A 24726-nucleotide genomic window follows, 5' to 3' on the forward strand; every position below is an offset into this window, starting at 1 on the left:
TCGTTTCTATATTTATCTAGTTTAACACGTAGTTAAAAATCATGCAAACCCCCCTCATTCTATTTCTAGGCGATATCGGCGGCTCGGAGCTGATGCTGATAATGGTTGTTATCCTCATTTTCTTTGGGGCCAATAAGATTCCGGAGCTGGCCCGGGGCCTGGGCAAGGGCATCCGCGAGTTCAAGGACGCCAGCACGGAAATCCGCCGCGAATTTGAGCAGGCCGGCCAGCCCGGTCAGCCCAACTACAACCAGCAGCCCAACCCCAACTACCCCCCTCAGCAGCAGTACCCCACGCCGCTGCCGCAGGCCCCGGCCCCGGTGGCGGAAGCCGGCTCCGGCTTCGATCCTTGGGCTACGCCTGCTGCGGCAGCCGTTACCACCGCTCACCCCGAGCCCACCAGCTACCCCACGGCCGATGCGCCCTACGTAGCCCCCGCGCTGCCGCCCAACATGGCCCCCGAAGGCACCCAGCCCCGGCAGCCCTACATCCCCGCCAACCCCGACGCTTAATTCCTGAATCGGTCACCTAAAATCTGCAAATAGTTTGAAGCGTTTTCAGTCTTTATCCGAAGTTCGTAGCGAGCTGACGGCGGGCACTATGTCCTGCCGCCAGCTCGTTGAGTATTACCTGGGCAACATCGAGCGCCAGAACCCCACCCTCAACGCCTTCCTGGAAGTGTGGCCCGACGAGGCCCGCGCCCAGGCCGATGCCGTGGATGCCAGGTTAGCTGCCGGCACAGCCGGGCCATTGGCCGGTATGGTCCTCGGCATCAAGGACGTGCTGGCCTATGCCGGCCACTCGCTGCAAAGCAGCAGCCTGATGCTGGACGGCTTCAAGTCGCTGTTTACCGGCACGGCCGTACAGCGCTTGCTCGATGCCGATGCCATCATCATCGGCCGCCAGAACTGCGACGAGTTTGCCATGGGCGGCTCGAACGAAACCTCGTACTTCGGCCCGGTCCGTAATGCCTTGGACCCCAGCCGGGTGCCCGGTGGCTCGTCGGGCGGCTCGGCTGTGGCGGTGCAGGCTGATATGTGCCTGGCCTCGATTGGCTCCGATACGGGCGGCTCGGTGCGCCAGCCGGCTGCGTTCTGCGGCGTGGTGGGTTTTAAGCCCACTTATTCGCGCATTTCGCGCTACGGCCTGGTGGCCTTTGCGTCGTCGTTCGACCAGATTGGGCCCATCACCCGCTCGGTGGCTGATGCCGCGCTGCTGACCGAAGTAATGGCCGGAGCCGATGGCATGGACAGCACCGCCAGCCAGCGCGAGGTGCCCGCTTACAGCCAGCAGCTCACGCCCGCCGCGCACTACCGCATCGGCTACATCGCCGATGCCGTGAACAGCCCGGGCCTGAACCCCGAAATAAAGGCGGCGATGGAAACCCAGCTGGACCTGCTGCGCGGCCAGGGCCACGTAGTAGAGGCGGTGGATTTCCCCTACCTCGATTTCATGATTCCGACCTACTACATCCTCACCACCGCCGAAGCCAGCTCCAACCTGGGCCGCTTCGATGGCGTGAGGTACGGCTACCGCGCCCCGGATGCCACGGACCTGGAATCGCTCTATAAAAAGAGCCGCGCCCAGGGCTTCGGGGCCGAAGTGCAGCGCCGCATCCTGCTCGGCACATTCGTGCTCAGCGCTAACTACTACGACGCTTACTACACAAAGGCTCAGCGTGTTCGTCGCCTCATTAAGGACAAAACCGACGAGCTGCTACGCCAGTACGATTTCCTGGTGCTTCCCACCACGCCCACCACGGCCTTCAAAATCGGCGAGAAGCTGGACCCGGTTTCGATGTACTTGGCCGATATTTTCACGGTGCAGGCCTCGCTGGCCGGTGTGCCCGCCATTTCGGTGCCGGTAGGGGAGGACGCCGCCGGCCTGCCCATTGGCCTGCAGGTAATGGCCGGCTCCTTCCGCGAGGCCGAGCTGCTGGCTTTTGCCGGCACCCTCACCGAGGAAGTGGTAGCTTAACGCTTGTTATTCAGTAGTCAGTCGGCGTATTGCCCGCTGGCCCCCACGAATGCCCCGGCCTGCTGGCCGGGGCATTTTTGTTGAAAGGTCATCCCCGAAGGGCCTGGCTACGTATCAGGATTTTTTTGTTGGCATCTCTACAAGTTCTTTACCTATGGCCTATCTTAGTGCTATGAAGCAAGGGATTAAGCACGTAAAAACCTCCCGTTCCCGCCCCCTTTGGCTGGGACTGGCGCTGCCTTTTCTGTTGTTGCAGGGTACGGTTGCCAAAGCCCAACGGGGGACGCAGCGCGATTCGACGGGCCGGGTAATTTCCACAATGCCAGCCCTGTTGGATGATACCATGCGGGTGCGCCTGGAATTGCAGCCCGACTCGTTGGTGGCCGTGCCGGTACCGCCCGTCGACTCGGCCCGGCTGGAGTGGCTGCGCACCCCGCCCACCGTGCGCGACTTGGTGGGCGACCGGGTGGGCTGCATTGAAACCGATGCCCCGCACCAGTTCAATAATGCGGTGATGGCCTACGTCACGCTCTTCACGGCCCGCAACCGCAGCTACATGCAGCGCGTGCTGGAGCGCGAAAACCTCTACTTTCCACTTTTCGAGAAATACCTGGCGCAGTATAACCTGCCCCTCGACCTGAAATACCTGGCCGTGGTGGAATCGGCCCTGATACCTACGGCAAAGTCGCCGGTGGGCGCTACTGGTCTTTGGCAGTTTATGGGGCCCACGGCCGGCGACCTGCGCCTAAAGCGCGACGAGTGGATTGACGAGCGCATGGCCCCTGAGAAGGCCACGGAGGCTGCCTGCAAGCACCTGCGCTACCTCTACGGTGTGTTTCACGACTGGGAGTTGGTGCTGGCCGCCTACAACTGGGGGGCGGGCAGCGTGCAGCGCGTGATGCGCCGCACCGGTAAAAAGACCTTCTGGGACCTGTACCCCTACATGCCGGCCGAAACGCGCAACTACGTGCCCACCTTCACGGCCATCATGTATAGCATGAAGTACGCCGAGGCCCACGGCCTGCGCACGCCCACGCTGCGCTACCAGTATGCCGAGCCGATGGACACGCTCAGCCTGCGCGGCCGCGCCTTCGACCTGCGCCGCCTGAGCCAGGCCTGCGGCTACGATGACTCGCTGTACCTCACGCGCTTCAACCCGGAGCTGCGGCGGGCGGCGCTGCCGGCCGGCTACCGGTCCTACGTGGTGCGGTTTCCGGCGGCGGCGGCGGTGCATTTTGGCGAAGCCGACCGCAATACGTTGCTCGATTACTGCCAGCCGGCTACCGAGCTGCCCCGGCCGCTGGCCTTTCTACCACCCCGCCTCGAAGGCGTGGAGTCGTGGGGGAATCGCTCGCTGCTGGCCGCCACCACCGGCCCCCGGGCCGATGACGCGGAAGCCGCGCCCCGCTTCCGGCGGGTGCCGCACAAAGTACGGCGCGGCGAAACTCTGGCCAGCCTGGCCGAGCGGTTTGATGTGAGCCAAAGCCAGCTGCGCCGCTGGAATGAGCTGCCCAAAGGTCGTTCGCTGAAGCCCGGCCGTGAGCTGGTGGTATTCGTGCCGATTCCCGTTGCGGCCCCCGGCAAGTCCGCAGAATCCATCGCGGCCGTGCCGGTAGCAATGCCGGTTCCTGCCGTGCGCGTGCGCCCAGCCGTGTCTGATGAGGAAGCGGTGGCCCGCCATGAGCAGGCCGAGGCCAATGCCCGCGAAGTAGCGCGGCTGCAGGAAGTAATCCGGCGGGAAAAAATGCAGGAAGTACACTTAGCCGCCATCAGGCAGCGGCAGGCCGTGCAGCAGGCGGCTGCCGAGGCGCAGGCCCGGATTGCGGCCCGCCGACAGGCGCAGGTTGCCAGTCTCGCTGCCAGTGCCAAACGTGCCGAAGCCAAATCCGTGGTGCCCGTGGCCGAAACGGATACGGAAGCTCCGGTGCAGACTGCTTCGGCCGCTGCGCCCAAAGAAATCAGGGAAAATTTCGGTCCTTACCTCGTGCGCAAGGGCGACAATCTCACCAAGCTGGCCCGCGAGCATAACCTGACCCTGGCGCAGCTAATGGCCTGGAACGAGTTGGAGAGCGAAACCGTAACACTTGGCCAGCGGCTGGTATTTCAGGCTCCGGCCGAGGATGCACCCGCACCGCGCAAGGCGCTGAAAAATGCCTCAGCCCCCGCTAAGAGTGCCGTAGCGGCCGCGCCGCGCCCGGCCGTAGAGAAGCGGCTGCCGGCCTCGCAGGTGCATCTGGTGCAGCCGGGCGATACGCTGTTCAACATCTCGCGCCGCTTTGGTGTGAGCGTGCAGGTGTTGCGCGAGCTCAACCACCTGGCTTCCGATGAGGTGAAGCTGGGCCAGAAGCTGCTCGTGCCGCAGAGCTAAAGGGGTTGTATAACAGGTGTTAAGAAAGTAAACCCAGCCTTGCCGCGCTTTTCGCGCTAATTTCGCCTTAGACGGCCGCGCTGCCCGCGTGGCCGTTTTCATGTTTGAAGAATTCCCGATGCTGAAAATAAACAAGCAAGACGCCCTCAATTACCACTCGCAGGAGCCCGCCGGCAAGCTCGAAGTGGTGCCCACCAAACCCATGAGCACCCAGCTCGACCTGGCCCTGGCCTACTCGCCCGGCGTGGCCGAGCCCTGCAAAGCCATTGCCGAAAACCCCGACGACGTGTACAAATACACCGCCAAGGGCAACCTGGTGGCCGTGATTTCGAACGGCACGGCGGTGCTGGGCCTAGGCAACATTGGCCCGGCGGCCAGCAAGCCGGTGATGGAAGGCAAGGGCGTGTTGTTCAAGAAGTTTGCGGGCATCGACTGCTTTGATATTGAGATTGATGCCACCGACCCCGACGAGTTTATTCGCATCGTGAAGTCGCTGGAGCCCACGTTTGGCGGCATCAACCTGGAGGACATTAAGGCGCCGGAATGCTTCCGTATTGAAACCGAATTGCGGGAGAAGATGAACATCCCGCTGATGCACGACGACCAGCACGGCACGGCCATCATTACCTCGGCCGCGCTGCTGAACGCGCTCGAAATCGTGGGCAAGAAAATCGACGAAGTGAAGCTCGTGGTGAGCGGGGCAGGGGCGGCGGCCGTGTCGTGCCTGCGCCTATATCTGGCGCTGGGTCTGAACAAAGACAACGTGGTGGTATTCGACAAGGACGGCGTCATCAACGCCCAGCGCACTAATCTGGACCCCATTCAGATGCAGTTTGCCACCAGCCGCGCCGTGACCACGCTGGAGGAAGCCATGACCGGGGCCGACGTATTCCTCGGCCTTTCGGCGGCCAACGTGCTGCCGGCCGGCCTGTTGCTGCTGATGGCCGACAATCCCATCGTGTTTGCCCTGGCCAACCCCGACCCCGAGGTGAGCTACCAGCTGGCCATGGCCACCCGCGACGACCTCGTGATGGCTACCGGCCGCTCCGACCACCCCAACCAGGTGAACAACGTGCTGGGCTTTCCCTACATTTTCCGGGGCGCGCTCGACGTGCGCGCTACCGAAATCAACGAGGCCATGAAGCTGGCCGCCGTGCGTGCCCTAGCCGAGCTGAGCAAGGAGCCCGTGCCCGAAATCGTGAACAAAGCCTACGGCGACAATACGCTGGCCTTTGGCCGTAATTACCTTATTCCCAAGCCACTCGACCCGCGCCTGATTACCAGCATCAGCCCGGCCGTGGCCAAAGCCGCCATGGAAAGCGGCGTAGCCCGCCTGCCCATCGAGAACTGGCTGGCGTATGAGGACCAGCTCCGCGCCCGCCTCGGCGTGAACCAGAAGCTGATGAACCGCATCACCTCGGCGGCCCGTGCCAACCCCAAGCGCGTGGTATTTGCCGAAGCCGACAACTACAAAATCCTGAAAGCCGCGCAGATTCTGCTCGATGAGGGCATCTGCAAACCCATTCTTCTGGGGCCGCAGGAAAAAATCGAAGCCATTGCCCGCGAAAGCAGCCTCGACCTCGAAGGGTGTGAAATCATCAACATTCTGAAGCAGGACGTCAAGCGCGACGAGTATGCGAGCATTCTGTACCAGAAGCGCCAGCGCCGGGGCATGACGCTCTACGAAGGCCGCCGCCTGATGCGTGAGCGCAACTACTACGCCGCCATGATGGTGGAAACCGGCGAGGCTGACGCCTGCATCACCGGCCTCACCAAGGACTACGGCAAGAGCATTATTCCCTCGTTGCAAGTCATTGGGACCGAGCAAGGCGTGAAGCGCGTGTCGTCGATGTACATCATTCAGCACAAGAAAGGCCCGTATTTCTTTGCCGATACCACGGTAAACATCAACCCCACGGCCGAGGAAATGGTCGAGATTATTGGCCTCACGGCCCGCGCCGTGCGCTTCTTCGACGCGGTGCCGCGCGTGGCGGTTATCAGCTATTCCAACTTCGGCTCGAACGCCGGGCCGCTGCCCGAAAAGACTCGCCGTGCTACCGAGCTGGCCAAGCAGCGCTTCCCCGATCTGCTCATCGACGGCGAGATGCAGGCCAACGTGGCCCTGAGCCCCGCCCTGCTGCAGGAGCATTACGGCTTCTCGCCGCTGGCCGAAAAAGGCGCTAATACCCTGATTTTTCCCAACGTAGAGTCGGGCAACATTGCCTACAAGGTGTTGCAGGAAATCAGTGGTACGGAGGTAATCGGACCGGTGCTGATGGGCATGCGCAAGCCGGTGCACATTATGCAGCTCGGGGCCAGCGTGCGCGACATCGTGAACATGGCCGCCATTGCGGTAGTGGATGCCCAGACGGGTAGCAAAGCGCTGTAAAAGCCGCAGCCAAATCCAGCTCGAACGTCATGCTGAGCGCAGCCGAGGCATCTCGCGTGTGGTAGTAACTCAATCGCTGGATTTAGTACTGCACGCGAGATGCCTCGGCTGCGCTCGGCATGACCGTTTTATGGGCTCTCGATTTGGATGCTCACACCTTCTTCATTTGACCCAAAATTTTTGGCTGAAAAGCCAGTAAATTTGGGAGATAAAAACCGGAAACTGGTGTTGCCATAGCAACACTTGTGTCTCTCTCTTCTCTTCCTTTCGCCGGCTTATGATTGCCTACCTCGACGGTAAACTCGCTTACAAAGACGCCACCCTTGCCATTGTCGACATTCTCGGCGTGGGCTACGAAGTTCGGATTTCGCTGGCCACCTACTCCAAGCTGCCGGCTGAGGGCGCGGCCACCAAAATATACACCTACCAGCACATCAAGGAAGACGGGCAGACGCTCTATGGCTTCCTCGACCCCAGCGAAAAGGTGCTGTTCATGCTCCTGATTTCGGTGTCGGGCATCGGGCCGGGCACGGGCATCGTGATGGTGAGCAGCATGAGCGTGGGCGAAATCCGCGAAGCCATTGTGAGCGAAAATGTACGGGCCATCCAGAGCATCAAGGGCGTGGGGCCGAAAACGGCCCAGCGCGTGATTCTGGAGCTAAAAGACAAGCTGCGCAAAGACGAGCTGCTGGCCAAAGCCGGCGTGGACACCGTGCCGCTGGCCCGCCAACACAATACGCGCCGTGCCGAAGCGTTGCAGGCCCTGGTAACCCTGGGCTTTGCGCGGGCCGCTGCCGAGAAACAGCTGGACCAGATTCAGCACAAACACGGTGGGGAGCTAAGCGTGGAGGAATTGATTAAATTTGCTTTGAAGTCGCACTGAGTCAGGATGGTTTTTAGCTGTTAGCGCATAGCTTTTAGCTGCTAGCTCTTACCTCGCTATTGGGGCGACTATGGGCTGACTCAATTTCGATTCGTTTCCGAAGGATTACCGACTATCGCCGATTCTAACCGGCTACCAGCTAACAGCTAGGGGCTAACAGCTCCAATAGCTACATCCACCTATCCTGCTTGAAATCCGGACAGAAATTACTCCCCGCGTCGGTTGTTATGGTTGCGTCGTTGCTGGCGTGGTGGGCTCAGGCTGCCCCCATTGCCGGCCCGCGCGCGACCAGCCTGTGGCTGCGCGCCAACCGGGTCCTGGCTGCCGATACTCCCCGGCCTGCCGGGGCGGTGGTGGATACCACGGGGCCCTATAAGCCGAGCCGCCGGCCCCGGGTGCGGGTGCACGACCGCCCGGGCAGCCCCTTCGGGCCGCACCGCCGCGAGTCGCCGCTGATTCTGCCCCTGCCCAAAACCGTGAAGCTTAATGTGGCCGTCGACGACAGCCTGACGCAGTTTGAGGTGCAGGAAAAAGTGGGCAAGGAGGTGGACTACCGCGACCCCAGCGTGCTGAGCTACAAGCAGTACACGGAATTTCAGCGGCGGCAGGCCATTAGCGACTACTACCGGCAAAAGGCCAAGGGCGGCATTACGGGGCCGGCCGCCGCCGCCGGCTCGGCCCAGGCGCAGCGCCTGATTCCGAAGATTTACCTCGGGCCGATTGCCAACCGCATTTTCGGGGGCAATTACGTCGACATCCGGCCGGCGGGCTCGGTCACACTCAAGTTTGGGGCGCGCTTCAACCGCAACGAAAACCCGGCCCTGACTTTGCGCCAGCAGAGCGTGGGCGATTTTTTGTTTGAGCAGAACATCAACGTCAACCTGTCGGGGGCCATTGGCACCAAGCTCAAGCTGGTGTTCAACTACGACACCAAGGCCGCGTTCGACTTCGACAACCAGATGAAGTTCGACTACGCGGGTGAGGAAACGGACATCATCCGCAAGGTGGATTTGGGCAACGTGAGCCTGCCGCTCACCAACTCGCTGGTGCAGGGCGGGCAAAACCTGTTCGGCATCAAGACCCAACTGCAGTTTGGCAAGCTGGGCGTGACGGCTGTGGCCGCCACCGTGCGCGGCACCGCCGACGAGGTCCGCATTCAGAACGGCGCGCAGAGCCGGCAGTACGAAATCAAGGCCAGCCAGTACGAGAAGGACCGGCACTTTTTCCTGGCCCAGTTCTTCCGCGACCGCTATGATGTGGCCCTGCGCAGCCTGCCCACCATCCAGAGCCAGATTACCATCAACCGGCTGGAGGTGTACGTGACCAACGACAACCGCACCACCGAAAACCTGCGCAACGTGGTGACGCTGATGGACCTGGGCGAGCCATTTCGGCTATACCAGTACGATAAGTACCACATCGGCACCCCCAGCATTCAGGCCCCGGCCAACAACCCCGCCAACAGCGAGTATGGCACGCTAACCGGGCCGGGCGCTACCCGTGATAACATTCAGGTCGACAACTTCTTGCAGGTAAATCAGGGACTGACTAAGAACGTGGACTTTGAGCGCGTGCGGGCCCGCAAGCTCGATGCCCGCGAATACACCTTCAACGCCCAGCTGGGCTACCTGAGCCTGAACACCGCCCTGCTGCCCGACCAGGTGCTGGGCGTGAGCTTCGAGTACATCTACAACGGCAAAACCTACAAGGTGGGGGAGCTGTCGGGCGACTACAACAACGTGATGCCCGACCAGGTCATCTTCCTCAAGATGCTGAAGGCCAGCAACCCCGGCGTGGGTATTGCCGACCCCACCCGGAACCCGAACAACCTCAACCTGCTCACGCTGAATACGCCGACCTGGGATTTGATGATGAAAAACATCTATCCCCTGAACGCCTCGCAGCTGCAGCGCGACAACTTCCAGCTGCAAATCATCTACAAGGACGACGCGACGGGCGTGGACCTGATTTCGCTGAAGGAAGGAGCCCAGGTAGCCAACCGGCCGCTGATTGAAGTGCTGAACCTGGACCACGTTAACTCCAACAACGACAAGATTCCGGACGGCAACTTTGACTATTTCCCGGGCATTACCATTGACCCCGAGCTGGGCAAGATTATCTTCCCGAACGTGCAGCCGTTCGGCTCCTTCCTGCAAAGCCGGTTTACGGGCGAGCAGGCCCTGATTGACAAGTACGTTTACAGCGAACTGTACAACCAGACCCAGAGCGACGCCCAGCAGCGCCAGGAAAAGGACAAGTTTTTCTTGCGCGGGCGCTTCCAGGGCGGGGCGGCTTCGGACGAGATTAACCTGCCCGGCATTGGCATTGCGCAGGGCTCGGTGCGGGTGCGCTCGGGCTCGACGCTGCTCACGGAGGGCACCGACTACCAGGTGTTCTACGACCAGGCCAAGGTGAAAATCCTGAACCCGGCCTACCTGAACTCGGCCAATGAACTGCGGGTGGAGTTTGAGAAAAATGCCCTGGTGCAGGTGCAGCCGCGCAAGCTGCTGGGCGTGCGCCTCGACTACCGCCTGAACAAGGACGTGACCATCGGCGGCACGGCCCTGCACTTGCTGGAAAACCAGGCCCCCGGCATCAACCGCGTGAACATCGGCGACGAGCCGGGCAACAACACCATCATCGGGTTGGATGGCAGCATCCGGAAAGACAGCCGGGTGCTCACCAAGTACCTCGACATGCTGCCCTTTGTGTCGACGAAGGAGATTTCGACCATTGCCTTCAGCGGCGAGTTTGCCAAGCTGCTGCCGGGCCGCTCGCAGCTGGGCAACGGCGAAAACGGCGTGTCGTACATCGACGACTTCGAGAATGCCCGCACGCCTTATACGCTGGGCGGGCTGGCTTCTATTCCGGCCTGGCGGCTGGCCTCTACGCCGCTGCCCATTAAGAACAGCTCGGTGGGCGGGCTGGCCTACAACTACCAGCGCGCCAAGCTGGCCTGGTACACCGTGGACCAGAGCTACTATACCGGCGGCAGCATTGTGCCGGGCAACATTGGGGCCGGCGACCTGCTGAACCATTACACCCGGGGCATCAAGCGCGACGAGGTGTTTCCGAACAAGGACCTGGGCTCGACCGGCAACGGCTTCGAGTATAGCTTCGACCTGGCCTACTTCCCCGGCGAGCGTGGCCCCTACAACTATAATCCGAATGTGGGCACCGACGGCAAGGCGTTCAACAACGGCGAGCGGCCCGAAGACAAGTTTGCCGGCATCAGCCGGGCCATCACCTTCGATACCGATTTTGATAACGCCAACATCGAGTACCTGGAGTTCTGGATGATGGACCCCTTCCTGAAGAGCACCAACCCCAATGCCCCGGCCAGCCGCGTGAACATCACCGACCAGGATGGTAACGACAAGGCCAACGTGACCGGTGGCGACTTCGTCATCAACCTGGGTAATGTGAGCGAGGATGTGCTGAAGGACGGCAACCAGCACGAGTTCGAGAACGGCCTGCCCGTGACCAACGACCCGCAGGCCGTGCAGGACAACACCAACAATACGGTGTGGGGCCGCGTCACGCGCCAGCAGTTTCTGACCGATGCCTTCAACGCTGCGCCCGGCGCCCGCACGGCCCAGGACGTGGGCCTCGACGGCCTGAGCGACGACAACGAGCGGAATTATTTCAGCAACTACCCGCTGGCGCTGGGCACCGTGGCCCCGGTGTACGGCACCCTGCCCGACCCGTCGGGCGACGACTTTCGCCACCACCTCGACCCGAGCTACGACCAGAACAACACCAAAATCCTGGGCCGCTACAAGAACTACGACGGCTACGACGGCAACTCGCCCGAGAACAGCCAGCTCAGCTCCACTGCCTTTCCCGATAAGGAGGACCTGAACCGCGACAACGTGGTGCAGGACGTGGAGCGCTACTACGAATACAAGATGTCGCTGCGGCCCGGCAGCCTGAACGTGGGCTCGAACTACATCATTGACAACGTGAAGAACAACGTCAACGGCGAGGACGTGAACTGGTACCTGTTTCGGATTCCGGTGCGGGAGGGCTACAAGGTGCAGGGCAATGGCGGCAAGGATTTCGGCTTTAAGTCCATCCGCTTCCTGCGCATGTACATGACCAACTGGCAGGACCCCGTGGTGCTGCGCCTGGTGCAGCCGCAGTTTGTGGCCAACCAGTGGCGCCGCTTCCTGTACCCCATCGTGGATGCGCGCCAGGGCGGCATTTCTCCGGGCGGCAGCCTCACCGATGCCGACGCTTTCAATATCTCGACGGTAAGTATTGAAGAAAACGGCATTGCCGTGGCCAAGGGCAATAAAATCCCCTACGTGTCGCCGCCCGGCATCCTGCGCGATAAGGAGTACGGCAGCAGCAGCACCTCGCGCCTGCAAAACGAGCAGAGCCTACGCCTGGCCGTGGTGAACCTGCGCGACGGCTTCGCCAAGGCAGCCTACAAGAACATTGCCATCAACATGCTGCGCTACAAGCGCCTGCGCATGTTCCTGCACGGCGACAGCGACGACCCCACCACGCTCAGCGGCGACGTGCAGGCCTTCCTGCGCATCGGCACCGACTACAGCCAGAACTACTACCAGTACTCGCTGCCGCTGAAGCTGACCGCCGTGGGCGACCAGAGCCCCGCCGGCGTGTGGCCCGTGGAAAACCGCATTGATGTGTCGTTTCAGGATTTCATCGATGCCAAGGCCAAACGTAACCAACAGGTTAATCCTAACCTCCAGATTCCCTTCACGGTAACGCTGGCCAACGGCGCAACCATTACCGTACTGGGCAACCCCGACTTCTCGGCGGTGCAGGGCGTGATGCTGGGTATTCTGAACCCCACCGACCCCAGCATCGCGGAGAAAACCGTGAACCTGTGGGCCGATGAGTTCCGGGTGTTTGACTTCGAGCAGCAGGCCGGCTATGCCGCCACCGCCCGCCTCAACGTGAAGCTGGCCGACGTGGCCAACGTGACGGCCACGGGCAGCTTCACCAGCGTGGGCTTCGGCGGCTTGCAGGACAAAGTGCAGCAGCGCTCCGTGGACGACGTATTTCGTGGCGACCTGAACACGACCGTGGCGGTAGAGAAATTCCTGCCCCCGCAGCTGAACCTGCGCCTGCCGGTGCTGCTCCAGATTGGCCGCGAAAGCCGCTCGCCCCTCTACGACCCCCTCGACCCCGATACCAAGCTGGAGCAAAGTCTGCAGAAGTTCAAGAACACCGACGGTAGCATCAACACCTCGGCCCAGGCCGAGTACCGCAACAAGGTCATCGACCAGACCACCAGCCGCAGCATCTCGGTGCTGAACGTGCGCAAGGAGCGCGCCCTGCCCAAGCCCGGGGCCCTGCCCGCCAAGCCCAAACCCTGGGACATCGAAAACGTGGCCCTGAGCTACTCGATTACCGACCGCCTGCACTCCGACATTCGCACCGACCGCGACTACACCAAGGCCTACACCGCCGCCGTGGCCTACGTGTACCAGACCACGCCCAAGAACTACATGCCGCTGGCCAATTTCAAGGCGCTGGACAACCCGTACCTGAAGATTTTCCAGCAAATTAATTTCACCCCGCTGCCCTCGCGCTTCTCGTTCCGCACCGACCTCGACCGGCGCTACAACGAGCGGTTCCTGCAGCGCGTGCTAAACCCCGGCGAAGTACCCACTACGGCCGGTATTGCGCCCGTTATTCAAAAATCCTTCTTTATCAGCCGCATCTACGACCTGAAGTGGGACCTCACCAAAAGCCTGATATTCGACTACACCGCCACCAACCGGGGCGTGGTTGACGAAGGAGCCGGCCGCACCATCGGGGTGAGTGACGAGGCCATTCGCAACCGCAGCCAGCTGCAGCAAAACCTGCTGCGCGGCGGCCGCACCGTCAATTTCAACCAGCTGGTCGCGCTCACCTACCGGCTGCCGCTCGATAAATTTCCCCTCACCGACTGGCTGAGCGCCGATACCCGCTACGCCGCTACCTACGGCTGGCAGGCTGCCGTGCAAGGCCAGCGCGCTCTCAACAACCCCACCAGCGCCACCGACACGTCGACCTATCGAATCAACGTCGGCAACACGATTCAGAACAACGCCGAAATCAGCGCCAACGGTAAAATCGACCTGGTGAAGCTCTACAACAAGGTCAAATTCCTGAACATCATCAACAACGCGCCGCCGCCCCAGGGCCGGCCGGCGGCTCAGCGGTCCGCCTTCGGCGAGGCCAACGCGGCCACCCGGGCCGCGCCGGCCGCCGATACCACCCGCGAAAAGCTGCGCTTCGTGAAAGCCGTGTTGCGCTCGCTGATGACGGCCCGCTCCATCAACTTCACCTTCAGCCGTTCCAATGGCACGCTGCTGCCCGGCTACCTGCCCAAAACCAAGGCCTTTGGCCTCGATGAAACTTTCACCGCGCCCGGCGTGCCGTTCATATTAGGGCAGCAGCCCGGCCTGCAAACCCTCTACGACCGCGCCAGCATTAACGGCTGGTACACCGACCGGAGCGAGTTTCTGAACACGCCCCTGAGTTCGCTGCTCACGCAGTCGTTCACGCTGCGCACGGCGCTGGAGCCGTTCCGCGACTTCAACATTCAGGTGGATGCGCGCCAGCAGAAAGTCAAGAACCTTGATGCCTACTACCGGCACACCATCAACGAGCAGACCCTGCTGCCACTGAAGGACCAGTTCGATAATTACCTGCCCATCGTGCCCCAGACCCTGGGCTCGGGCTCGTTCCAGACCTCGACCATTACCATTAACACCCTGTTTGGCGACCTCAGCGCCAATGGCGAAACGTCGAAGGCCTTCCAGCGTTTTGTGGATAACCGCCTTTTCGTGCGCAACAAGCTGGCCTTGGCCAACCAAAGCCCCAACGCCACCTACGGCTACAACTCGCAGGATGTGCTGGTGCAGAGCTTCATCGACGCCTACCACGGCCGCTCGTCGGACGGCTACAAGGCCAAGGAGTTCAGCCCCTTCGCCGTGATACCGCTGCCCAACTGGCGCGTCGACTACAACGGCTTCGCCCAGCTGCCGCTTATCAAGCAGTATTTCAGCTCGTTCACCCTGAACCACGCGTACTCGTCTATCTACAGCATCGGTAGCTACACCACCAACAACATCTACTCCGCTGAGCCCACCTTCGGCTCGCCGGGCCTCCCGCCGACTACTCCCTTCAAGCCGAATGCCAGCAATCAGTACCAGCCCTACTACGTGGTGGGCCAGGTTAGCATTGTGGAAACGCTGGCTCCGCTCATCGGCGTCAACTTCCAGACGGTGAGCAAGGTAACCGGTCGAATCGAGTACCGCACCAACCGCACCGTGGCCCTGAACATTACCAATGCCCAGGTCACCGAGCTCTCGACCAAGGAGTTTGTGATTGGCTTCGGCTACGCCACCAACAGCCTCAAGCTACCCTTCAAAGTGGGCGGCGAGCAGCGCGTGCTGAGAAACAACCTCACCGCCCGCCTCGACCTGAGCATCCGCGACAACATCACCATCCAGCGCAGCATCATCGACTCGGCCGACCCCAACCCCACCAACCCCCAAGGCTTCGTGGGTCGCGCCCAGGGCCAGATTACCAATGGCTCGAAGACCTTCCAGCTGCGCCCCACCGTCGACTACCTGCTCAATACCCGTCTCAACCTGCAGTTCTACTACAGCCAGACCATCACCACGCCACGCATCAGCAACGCCTTCCGCAACTCCAACTCCGAAGGCGGTGTTCAGCTGCGCTACAGCCTGACGCAGTAGAAGTTAAGAGTGATAAATTAGGCGTTAAGAGTTGAGGTTTGGTAAATTATGGCAGGCAAAAAGCTCTGGCTACGGTTGCCGGTTCTACTTTTGAGGAATCGCCGCCGTTGGTTGCTCACTCCCGCCAACTCTTAACTCCTAACTCATCACTCTTAACTCCTTAAAAATGAACCTGCCCGCCACCCTGCACTACACCAAGGACCACGAATGGATTCGCGTTGAAGGCGACGTTGCCTACGTGGGCATCACCGACCACGCGCAGAAAGAGTTGGGCGACATCGTTTATGTCGACATCGACACCCTCGACAAAGACGTAGCCCAGCACGAAGTATTCGGCACCGTAGAGGCCGTAAAAACGGTTTCCGACCTGTTCAGCCCCATCACCGGCACCGTGCTGGAAGTAAACGACAAGCTGGGCGACGCCCCCGAAACCGTGAACTCCGACCCTTACGGCGACGGCTGGATGGTGAAAATCTCCATCGCCAAGCCCGAAGAGTTGGCCGAGCTGCTCAGCGCCGAAACCTACGGCGAGCTGGTGGGAGCCTAAAAAAGTAGCACGGCTTTGGCTTGTGCGTTGTGATGTCTGATTTCGACCAACCCAAGCTAACCTCCCCGCTACCCCGTTCCCGCCGCCCCTACGCTGCCTTGCCGTTGGCATGGGCCACTGTGGTGCTGGTACTTACGCTTACCCCTTCTGCTGAAATGCCGCGCACGCCCGTGTGGGAGCTGCTGTCGTTCGACACAGCCGCCCATGCGGGCGTGTTCGCCGTTTTGGCAGGTCTGAGCTGGTTTTCGCTGCACCGGCAGCGCCGCTGGCCCCGGCTGGCCCGCCACGCCGGCGGGGTAGTGCTGGTCGGCAGCATCCTGTTCGGAGCCCTCATCGAAGTGCTGCAAATGACCATGCGCCTGGGCCGCCACGGCGAATGGTCGGACCTACTGAGCGACGGTATTGGCGCGGCCCTGGCCGTGGGCATGGCCGCCGTCTGGTCGGCCCGGCAGGATGGCGGCCGCGCCCGGCCCCTGGCCAGCGGGCTGTGGCTGGTGCTGGCCGCCGCTGCCACGCTTAGCGCCGTGCCAATGCCAGCGCGGGCGCAGAATGCCTACCTGCTGCGCGCCCGGGCCCGCCGCACCATCAAGGCGCTGGCCGCGCCTAACCTTTACGGCCGGGGCTATGTGAAGCAGGGCGAGCATCTGGCCGCCGCCTACCTGCGCGGGCAGCTGGCTCAGTTGAAGTTAACGCCGTTGGCCCCCAACTACACGCAGCCTTTTATCCTGGACGTAAACACGTTTCCCGGCGTAGTCAGCGCTTCCATCAAAGCCGATGGCCCCACCGGCAAGCTGACGAATTGGCAAGCTGGCACGGCCTGCATTGCCGCGCCCAATTCGGGCACCGGCACCGCCAAGGGCCGCCTCGTGCTTCTCGATACCCTCGTCTTCACCAGGCCCACGGTGCAGGCCCGCTACCTGCGCACGGAGTGGCGCAGCCGCATCCTGCTGATGCGCGCCGCCGATGCCAGCCAGTTGGCCACGCTGCCCGCTGCGCTGCGCCAGCGCCTGAACGCCGCCGCCGCCTGGATTACGGTGGTGCCCAAGCTCACCGCCTCGCTGGCCGCTGAGCAAGCTGCCCAGCCCCGGGTAGAAGTGCTGGCCGAAAAGATGCCGCTGTGGCTCGATAAGGCTATTTTTGGCGATACTGCCACCGGCGCGCCCCAGGGCCGTACCGTGTGGAGTACCGTGCGCGTCGACGCCCAGCTCCAGCGCAATTACCAGACCCAGAACCTGGCCGCCGTGGTGCGCGGCTCCATTCGGCCCGATTCCTTCCTCGTCGTTTCGGCCCACTACGACCACCTCGGCATGATGGGCAAGGACGTGTACTTCCCGGGGGCCAACGATAACGCCAGCGGCGTGGCCCTGCTCCTGGAGCTGGCCGCCCACTACGCCCGCCCCGAAAACCGCCCGGCTTATTCCGTCGTGTTCCTGCTGTTTGGGGGCGAGGAAGCCGGGCTGGTGGGCTCCAGCTACTTCGTGACGCACCCGCTGGTGCCGCTCAAAAGCATCAAGTTTCTGTTCAACCTCGACCTGCTGGGCACCGGCGAGCAGGGCGCTACCGTCGTGAATGGGAAACTGTTTGAGGCCCCATACCACCGCCTTCTGGCCCTTAATAATGCCCATCACTACCTGCCCGCCCTGGGGGCCCGCGGCCGCGCCGCCAACTCCGACCACTTCCCGTTTTCCGAAGCCGGCGTGCCAGCCTTTTTCATGTACACGCGCGGCGGCAGCGCCGCCTACCACGACGTAAATGACCGGCCCGAAGCCCTGTCGCTGGCCGGATTTGCCGGGGCCTTCGGGCTGGTGCGCGACTTTTTGAACGAAGCAGGCGCGGCCCCAGCGGCAAAAAAATAGTCGGTGGCCGAACTTGCGTTCAACCACCGACCACGATACTGATTTGCGGGGATATTAACCTTTGGCTTTCAGCGAGAGCATGATTTGCTTGGCAATGGGCTCCCACTCGGGCTTCTGACGGTCGGCACAGTTGAAGGTGCAAATCATCAGCTTGCCCTCCACGTCGGTGAAGAAAACCAGCGTGTAGACTTCGTGACCCATCTCGGGCTTCATGAATTCGAGGTAGCCCACCTTGCGGTTGTTGATGTTCTTCACACCGTCGCCAAACCAGGTGGCGTCCTTGTACTGCTTATGGTAAGTCTTGCCGAACGAAGCGGAGTAGATGTCCACCATGTCCTGGTCGGCATCGTTGTCGCTGTAGTTGAAGGCGAGGCTGATGAGGTTGTTGTTGGTGAAGATAACGCTCGGGCGACTCTGGGCTTTGGCATAGGCAAAGTCCATCTGCTGCTCGGTCATTACCTCGAAGCCCTTGGGAATGAGGATTTCAACCCGCTCGCTGAGCACCCGCTTCTTAACGAGCTCAATCTCGGATGCGGGGCGCGCAGCTGTTAAGAAAAGCCCCAGAATACAGAGTAAAAATGTAGATTTCATACTAATGGGGGATAAGGGGTTGGTAACTAACGGCCTATTTGTAACCCAAGCTAGATACAATAATCAGATATCCAACTTTGAAGGCACAAATATTGCGATTTTTTTTTCAAATGCGGACTGGGCCAGGTTTGAAATCACTAATAAATGCCTATTAATCGCGCCGTTGAAGGCATGATGGCCCAGATGCAAGTACTGCACAATTTTCTGGCCATATAGCAAAAGGGCCATTGTCAGATTTTGAAATTAGTTGGTAAAATCTAATTTGCCTTATCGATTTTCGTTCAACTGAGCCTTTTGCTGGGCGAACGGAAGAGCCATAGAGGCCAATGTGACCGGTTAAAAAAAGGGGACTGGCTAGAGAATATTATTCAGCTGCTCTTTGATTTTTTCCAGCTCCTCCTTCATGCCCACCACCAGGTGCTGCACGGTGGCATCGTTGGCCTTGGAGCCGATGGTATTGATTTCGCGGCCAATCTCCTGGGCCAGGAAACCGAGCTTTTTGCCCACGGCCTCGTCGGGCTGCAGCACGGCCTGCTCGAAGTAGGCGAGGTGGGCGGCGAGGCGCACTTTCTCTTCGGCAATGTCCAGCTTCTCAATGTAGTACAGCACCTCCTGCTCGAAGCGGGTGGCGTTGAACTGCTCGTGGCTGGTGAGTTCGGCGAGGTGGCCGGCCAGGCGCTGGCGCACATGCTCGATGCGGGCGGGGTCGTGCTGCTCCACGGCGGCCAGCTGCTGCCGGATGGTGGCAATGTAGCCCATTATCTCGGTGGTGAGGGTGTGGCCCTCGTCCTGCCGGAACTGCTGCATGGCGGCCAGCGCCTGCATGAGCAGCGGCTGGAGCTCGGCCCAGGTCACGTCTTCGGCGGCTGGCTCGGCATCGCGCGCCTCGTTGGCGGTGGGGATGACGCCCGGCAGGCGCAGGGCGGCCAGCAGGGTGGCTTCGCCGGTGGGCAGGCCCAGGCTTTGGGCCACGGCCTGCAGCTCGTGGTAGGCGGCGAGCAGGGCTTCGCGGTTGAGGGTGGCGGCGGCGCGGGTGGCGGCGGGCCGCACAAAATCGAGGGTGAGGTTGACTTTGCCGCGTAGTACCGCTTTGGCCACGGTGTTGCGGATTTCGAGCTCGTGCGGGAGCAGGAAGCGGGGTAGGCGTAGGGTCAGGTCGAGGGTTTTGGAGTTGAGCGACTTGACTTCGAGGGTGGCGGTGTAGGCGTCGGTTTCGTGGTGGGCCTGGCCGTAGCCGGTCATGGAGAGGAGCATCCGAAAGAGAATAGCGGTGAGCAGGAAGCAGGACTACCGGCCGGGGCCGGTGGTTGAGACTGCAAAGGAACGGCATTCGCGGCGGGCGGCTGGCCGCGTGCCCCGGCGGGCTGCCAAAAGGCGAAAAAGACCGCAAAAGTAGTAGCCCCCGGCGGCCCGTGCAGCCCTGAAATCGGCGCATAACAATAGGGCAATGTGTGGGCTACTATGCCGTAATAAGGCCCCGGTAATTTTACTTCATCAAACCAACATGAAGTGTATGCGGTATTATCTACTTTGATTTTTGTGGTTGTTTGTGAGTGGCTTAGCTCTGGCCCAGCCGGGTACACTGGCGGGTAAAGTGACCGATAAGAAGACCAGTGAGGGTGTAATCGGGGCCACGGTGCTGGTGACGGGCACCACGCTGGCCGCCCCCGTGAACGTGGACGGCACCTACACGCTGCCCCTCGACGCGGGCACCTATAACATTACGATGACTTACGTGGGCTACAAGCCGCTCACCTTTCCGGGCATCGTCATCAAAAGCGGCCAAACCACTGCCTTGAACGGCCTGATGGAGGAAAGTGCCACCAGCCTGACTGAGGTGACCGTGACCGGCGTGAAGCAGACCGGCACCGAAGTGGCCCTGATTCAGGACCTGAAAAAAAGCGAGGTGGTGGTGAGCGGCATGAGCAACGACCAGATTGTGAAGACCCTGGACCGCGACGCGGCCGAAGTGGTGAAGCGCATTCCGGGGGTGACCATTCAGAACAACAACTTCATCGTGATTCGCGGCCTGGCCGAGCGGTACAACACGGTACTGCTAAACGATGCCCTCACGCCGAGCGCCGAAGTGGATACCCGCTCGTTCTCGTTCGATATCCTGCCCTCATCAGTAATTGACCGGATTCTGATTTTCAAATCGGGTGCGCCGGAGCTGCCAGGCGAGTTTGGCGGCGGCGTGGTGAAGGTGTATACCAAGAACTCGGTGCTGGAGAACACGACCAACTTCAGCATTTCGGGCTGGGGCCGCTCGGGTACCACTTTCGGCAGCGGCTACCAGCAGAGCTCGCGCAGCAGCACCGACTGGCTGGGCTTCGATAACGGCCTGCGCAAGGTGCCAGCCGCCATTGGCGACCAGCCCTACAATAGCAAGGCCGAGCTGAGCCGCGACCAGCTGCAGCAGGCCATTGGCGACCTGCACAATGAGTGGAAACCCACGCTAAGCACGGCTCTGCCCGATTTGCGCGCCTCATTGGGCCTCACGCGCAAGTTTGAAATCGGGAAGGTATACCTGAGCAACGTGACTTCGGCATCTTATTCGAATACGCACGAGCAGTACGACGTGCTGCGCCAGCGGCTGGAAACCGGCAGCGGCTCCTACAGCTACAATTACAACGACTTGCGCTCCCTGACGGCCAGCCGCCTGGGCGTGATTCACAACTGGCAGGCCCGCCTGAACGACCATAGCCGCATCGACTTCCGCAACTTCCTGAACCAGTACGGCACCGACGAAGTGGTGCGCCGCACGGGCCTCGACTACGTGCAGAGCGGCAACGGCCGCGAGCGCGACAACTATGCCCTGCACTACCAAAGCCGCACCATTTACTCGGGGCAGCTGGGCGGCAGCCACGATGTGGGCGCCGCCCGCAACTCGACCGTAACCTGGGCCACGGGCTACAACTATGTGTTTCGCGATGAGCCCGACTACCGCCGCTTCCGCACCGGCCGCGATGTGCCGAATCCTGGCGAGCCTCAGAAGCCGTTTCGGGTGGAAATCAGCCAGGTGGGCTCGCAGCAGGACAACTCCACGTACTTTTCCAAGCTGAAGGAGAACACCTACATGGCCAGCGGGCAGTGGGAGCAGCGCCTCACGGACCGCGACTCGACCCGCGCTAACCAGTACAAGCTGCGGGCCGGCTTCTACACCGAATACAAGGAGCGCAACTACGCCAGCCGCTTCTTCTCCTACGTTCCCGGCAACGAGGAATTCCACAACTACGACCTGGATACGCTGTCCATTGACAAGATTTTCGCGCCCCGGAACCTCGACCCCAAAACCGGCTTCGTGCTGAAGGAAGGCACCACCAACTTCGACAGCTACCGCGCCGATAACACACTGGTGGCCGGCTACCTGAGCGCCGTGGCTCCAATTTCGGACCGGTTCAGCATTTCGGGCGGCGTGCGGCTGGAGTACAACCGTAAGTTTCTGCGCACGGGCGATTCCGCCACGCCGGCTTACGAGGAGAAGCGCTACTTCTTCCTGCCTTCGCTGAACGCCACCTACAACTTCAACGACCGCAGCCTGCTACGCCTGGCTGCCAGCCAAACGGTGAACCGCCCGGAGTTCCGCGAAATCGCCAACTACTCGTACTACGATTTTACTAACAACGCGAATATCAAGGGCAATAACAAGCTGCGCACGGCCAAAATCTACAACGCCGACCTGCGCTACGAGTTTTATCCGTCGAAGTCGGAGTTGCTGTCGGTGGGCGTGTTCTACAAGCATTTCACCGATGCCATCGAGCAGGTAACCAACAGCACCAACGGCTCGACCCTGGACCTGGGCTTCCTTAATGCCGCTAGCGCCTATGATGTAGGCGTGGAAGTAGAGGCCCGCAAAGGCCTGGTTGAGCTGACCGAAAACCCCTTTCTACAGCACATCTCCTTTGTGCTGAATGCCTCCTTCATCAAGAGCCGCGTGTCGCTGGCCAGCGGCGACGACACCTCCGTGGACAACAACCGCCCGCTGCAGGGCCAGTCGCCCTACGTGGTGAACACCGGCATTTTCTATCAGGATGATGACCGGCGCTGGCAGGTGTCGGCGCAGTACAACGTGATTGGGCCGCGCATCCTGTTTGCCAGCAGCAACAAGCAGAACTTTTCGGTTTTCGAGCTGCCGCGCCACGTCATCGACCTGGCCGTGACCAAGGGCTTCGGCCCCCACCTCGACGTGCGCGTGGGCATCCAGGATTTGCTCAACCAGTACACCCGCCAGTACTACGACTCGGACCGCAGCGGCGGCATCAGCAGTGCCGACCGGGGCGCGTTTGGGCGCTTCCGCCGGGGGCAGTATTCCACGGCCGGCCTCACATATAAGTTTTAAGCCAGAGGAATTTCGGCGTAGGGGCGGGGCTTGCCCCCGCCCGTCGGTGAACGGAATCGTAATGGCGGTGCCAGCGTCCGGGCGGGGGCAAGCCCCGCCCCTACAGCGTTCCGCTGAGCCCCGATGTTACCGCAAAAAAGCCCGCCGTGCGTCCTGTGCGGCGGGCTTTTTTTGCGGGCTGGTCGGGCCGGGGCAACACGATAAGATAATACCCCTCTAACCCAATGGTAACCCCGGGCTGAGCTGTCTGATGGGCTGCTGAACAGACCTTTTTACCGGTAATCATCATTCCTTCATCCATCGCCATTTCACCCCGATACCCTATGAAAAAGCTTGTACTCTCGGCCCTCGTGGCCCTTGCCGCGATAGCCGCCGCCACCCCGCAGGCCCAGGCCCAAACCACCTGCCCCGTCGCTCCTACGCCCATCGTGGTATCGGGCAGCATCACGGCCAACACCACCTGGACCAACAACAATATTTACCTGCTGCAAGGCTTTGTGTTTGTGGAAAGCGGCGCTACGCTCACCATTCAGTCGGGCACCATCATCAAGGGCGACCAGGCTTCGAAGGGCACGCTCACCATCAAACAGGGCGCCCGCATTGATGCCCGGGGCACGGCCGCGCAGCCCATCGTGTTCACCTCGAACCAGCCGGCCGGCTCGCGGGCCCGGGGCGACTGGGGCGGACTGATTCTGCTGGGCCGCGCCACCCAGAACATTCCCGCCACGGCCGCCCAGCCGCTGTCCAAAATTGAGGGTGGCCTCACGCCCGATACCTTCTTCGGGGGCACCGACGACAACGACAACTCCGGTACGCTGCAGTACGTCCGCATCGAATTTCCCGGTGTGGCCTTCACCACCGATAACGAAATCAACGGCCTGACCCTGGGTGGGGTAGGGGCGGGCACCACCATCGACCACATCCAGGTTTCGTACTCCGGCGATGACTCTTTTGAGTGGTTTGGCGGCTCGGTGAATGCCAAGTACCTCATCGCCTTCCGGGGCATTGATGACGAGTGGGATACCGACAACGGCTTCCACGGCAAGGTGCAGTTTGGCGTAGCCCTGCGCGACCCCAACGTGGCCGATGCCTCCGGCTCGAACGGCTTCGAGAGCGACAACGACGCCCAGGGCTCGAACAACCTGCCCCAGACCTCGGCCATCTTCTCCAACATGAGCAACTTTATTGTGCCCACCAGCGGCACGCTCAATACCAACTACAAGCGCGGCATGCACCTGCGCCGCAACTCGGCCCTGAGCGTGTTCAACTCGGTGGTGGCCGGCTACCCCGTGGGCCTGCTGCTGGACGAGGGCACCGCGCCGTTCTCGGCCACCAACTCGGTGGTGAACGCCACCAACGGCACGCTAGTGCTGAAAAATAACGTGTTTGCCGGCTTTGCCCGGGGGGCGGTAGCCACCCGCGTAAACGGCAGCACCTACAACGTGAAGCAGTTTCTGGGCGCCACCAACGACACCACCTCCACGGTGGCTTCGCTGAACCTGAATGCCAGCAACTTCGCCCTCACGACTCCCGGCTTCGTGCCCCTGGCTACCACGCCCCTGGCCACCGGCGCTTCCTTCACCGATGCCAAGCTGGCGGGCAGCTTCTTCACGCCCGTGACCTACCGTGGGGCCTTGGCCCCGGCCGGCACCCCCAACGCCGACTGGACCGCCGGTTGGACCAACTTCAACCCCCAGATTACCTGCTACAACCTGGCCGGCCAGACCCTGGCCGCCAAAGCCGCCGCCGATAAGTCGCTGGAGCTGGGCGTGTACCCCAACCCCGTGGCCGGGGCCGCCAAGCTGTCCTTCACGGTAGCCACGGCCACCACCGCCACGGTGCGCGTGCTGGATGCCACCGGCCGCCTCGTGGCCACGGTAGCCACGGGCCGGAAGCTGGCCGTCGGCCCGCAAATCATCGCCCTGCCCGCCGGCCTGAAGCCCGGCCTGTACATGGCCACGGTAGCCACCGCCGAAACTACGCAGTCGGTCCGCTTCGTGGTATCGCAGTAAATATTTGATATAGAGTGTTTTGATTAATTATGGGTGACGT

The 24726-nt window shown here is 61.5% G+C and carries 12 protein-coding genes; 10 read left to right on the top strand and 2 right to left on the bottom strand.

The window, feature by feature from the left end; all coding sequences use genetic code 11:
* Positions 1–41 precede the first annotated feature (41 nt).
* From KQ659_RS21710 to KQ659_RS01370, 8 genes are all read left to right on the top strand, one after another.
* The gene (locus KQ659_RS21710; RefSeq protein ID WP_216679145.1) at positions 42–512 is read left to right on the top strand and encodes a twin-arginine translocase TatA/TatE family subunit; all 471 of its coding nucleotides are present in this window, start codon (positions 42–44) and stop codon (positions 510–512) included.
* Between the two features lie 34 nt (positions 513–546).
* Positions 547–1977, top strand: coding sequence for an Asp-tRNA(Asn)/Glu-tRNA(Gln) amidotransferase subunit GatA (gatA, locus tag KQ659_RS01340; RefSeq protein WP_216690413.1), 1431 nt, complete (start codon positions 547–549; stop codon positions 1975–1977).
* 319 nt (positions 1978–2296) lie between these two features.
* Positions 2297–4345 carry a LysM peptidoglycan-binding domain-containing protein gene (locus KQ659_RS01345; RefSeq protein ID WP_216690412.1) on the top strand — a complete coding sequence of 683 codons (2049 nt, stop codon included), beginning with the start codon at positions 2297–2299 and terminating at the stop codon, positions 4343–4345.
* A 118-nt stretch (positions 4346–4463) separates the two neighbouring features.
* A complete protein-coding gene (locus tag KQ659_RS01350; RefSeq protein WP_216690787.1) occupies positions 4464–6734 on the top strand; it encodes an NADP-dependent malic enzyme in 2271 nt (756 codons plus the stop codon).
* Between the two features lie 277 nt (positions 6735–7011).
* On the top strand, positions 7012–7617 hold the full coding sequence (gene ruvA, locus KQ659_RS01355) for a Holliday junction branch migration protein RuvA (protein ID WP_216679142.1): 606 nt from the start codon (positions 7012–7014) through the stop codon (positions 7615–7617).
* Between the two features lie 227 nt (positions 7618–7844).
* A complete protein-coding gene (sov, locus tag KQ659_RS01360; protein ID WP_216679141.1) occupies positions 7845–15341 on the top strand; it encodes a T9SS outer membrane translocon Sov/SprA in 7497 nt (2498 codons plus the stop codon).
* A 166-nt stretch (positions 15342–15507) separates the two neighbouring features.
* On the top strand, positions 15508–15888 hold the full coding sequence (gene gcvH, locus KQ659_RS01365; RefSeq protein ID WP_168671491.1) for a glycine cleavage system protein GcvH: 381 nt from the start codon (positions 15508–15510) through the stop codon (positions 15886–15888).
* A 104-nt stretch (positions 15889–15992) separates the two neighbouring features.
* Entirely contained in the window at positions 15993–17744 is a 1752-nt protein-coding gene (locus KQ659_RS01370) for a VanZ family protein (RefSeq protein WP_216690411.1), read from the top strand.
* 54 nt (positions 17745–17798) lie between these two features.
* Here KQ659_RS01370 and KQ659_RS01375 read toward each other — a convergent pair whose 3' ends face one another.
* Together KQ659_RS01375 and KQ659_RS01380 are read right to left on the bottom strand one after the other, a co-directional pair.
* Positions 17799–18335, bottom strand: coding sequence for a hypothetical protein (locus KQ659_RS01375; RefSeq protein ID WP_216679139.1), 537 nt, complete (start codon positions 18333–18335; stop codon positions 17799–17801).
* Positions 18336–18689: 354 nt separating this feature from the next.
* Complete coding sequence (locus KQ659_RS01380) at positions 18690–19589, bottom strand: YicC/YloC family endoribonuclease (RefSeq protein WP_216679138.1); 900 nt, start codon at positions 19587–19589, stop codon at positions 18690–18692.
* 295 nt (positions 19590–19884) lie between these two features.
* On the opposite strand from KQ659_RS01380, the gene KQ659_RS01385 reads away from it, so the two are divergent.
* Positions 19885–22674: a TonB-dependent receptor gene (locus tag KQ659_RS01385; RefSeq protein WP_216690410.1), complete on the top strand. Its 2790-nt coding sequence runs from the start codon at positions 19885–19887 to the stop codon at positions 22672–22674.
* Positions 22675–22997: 323 nt separating this feature from the next.
* Positions 22998–24686: a T9SS type A sorting domain-containing protein gene (locus KQ659_RS21360; RefSeq protein WP_216690409.1), complete on the top strand. Its 1689-nt coding sequence runs from the start codon at positions 22998–23000 to the stop codon at positions 24684–24686.
* Positions 24687–24726 lie beyond the last annotated feature (40 nt).

Source organism: Hymenobacter siberiensis (assembly GCF_018967865.2).
Taxonomy (GTDB): Bacteria; Bacteroidota; Bacteroidia; order Cytophagales; family Hymenobacteraceae; genus Hymenobacter; species Hymenobacter siberiensis.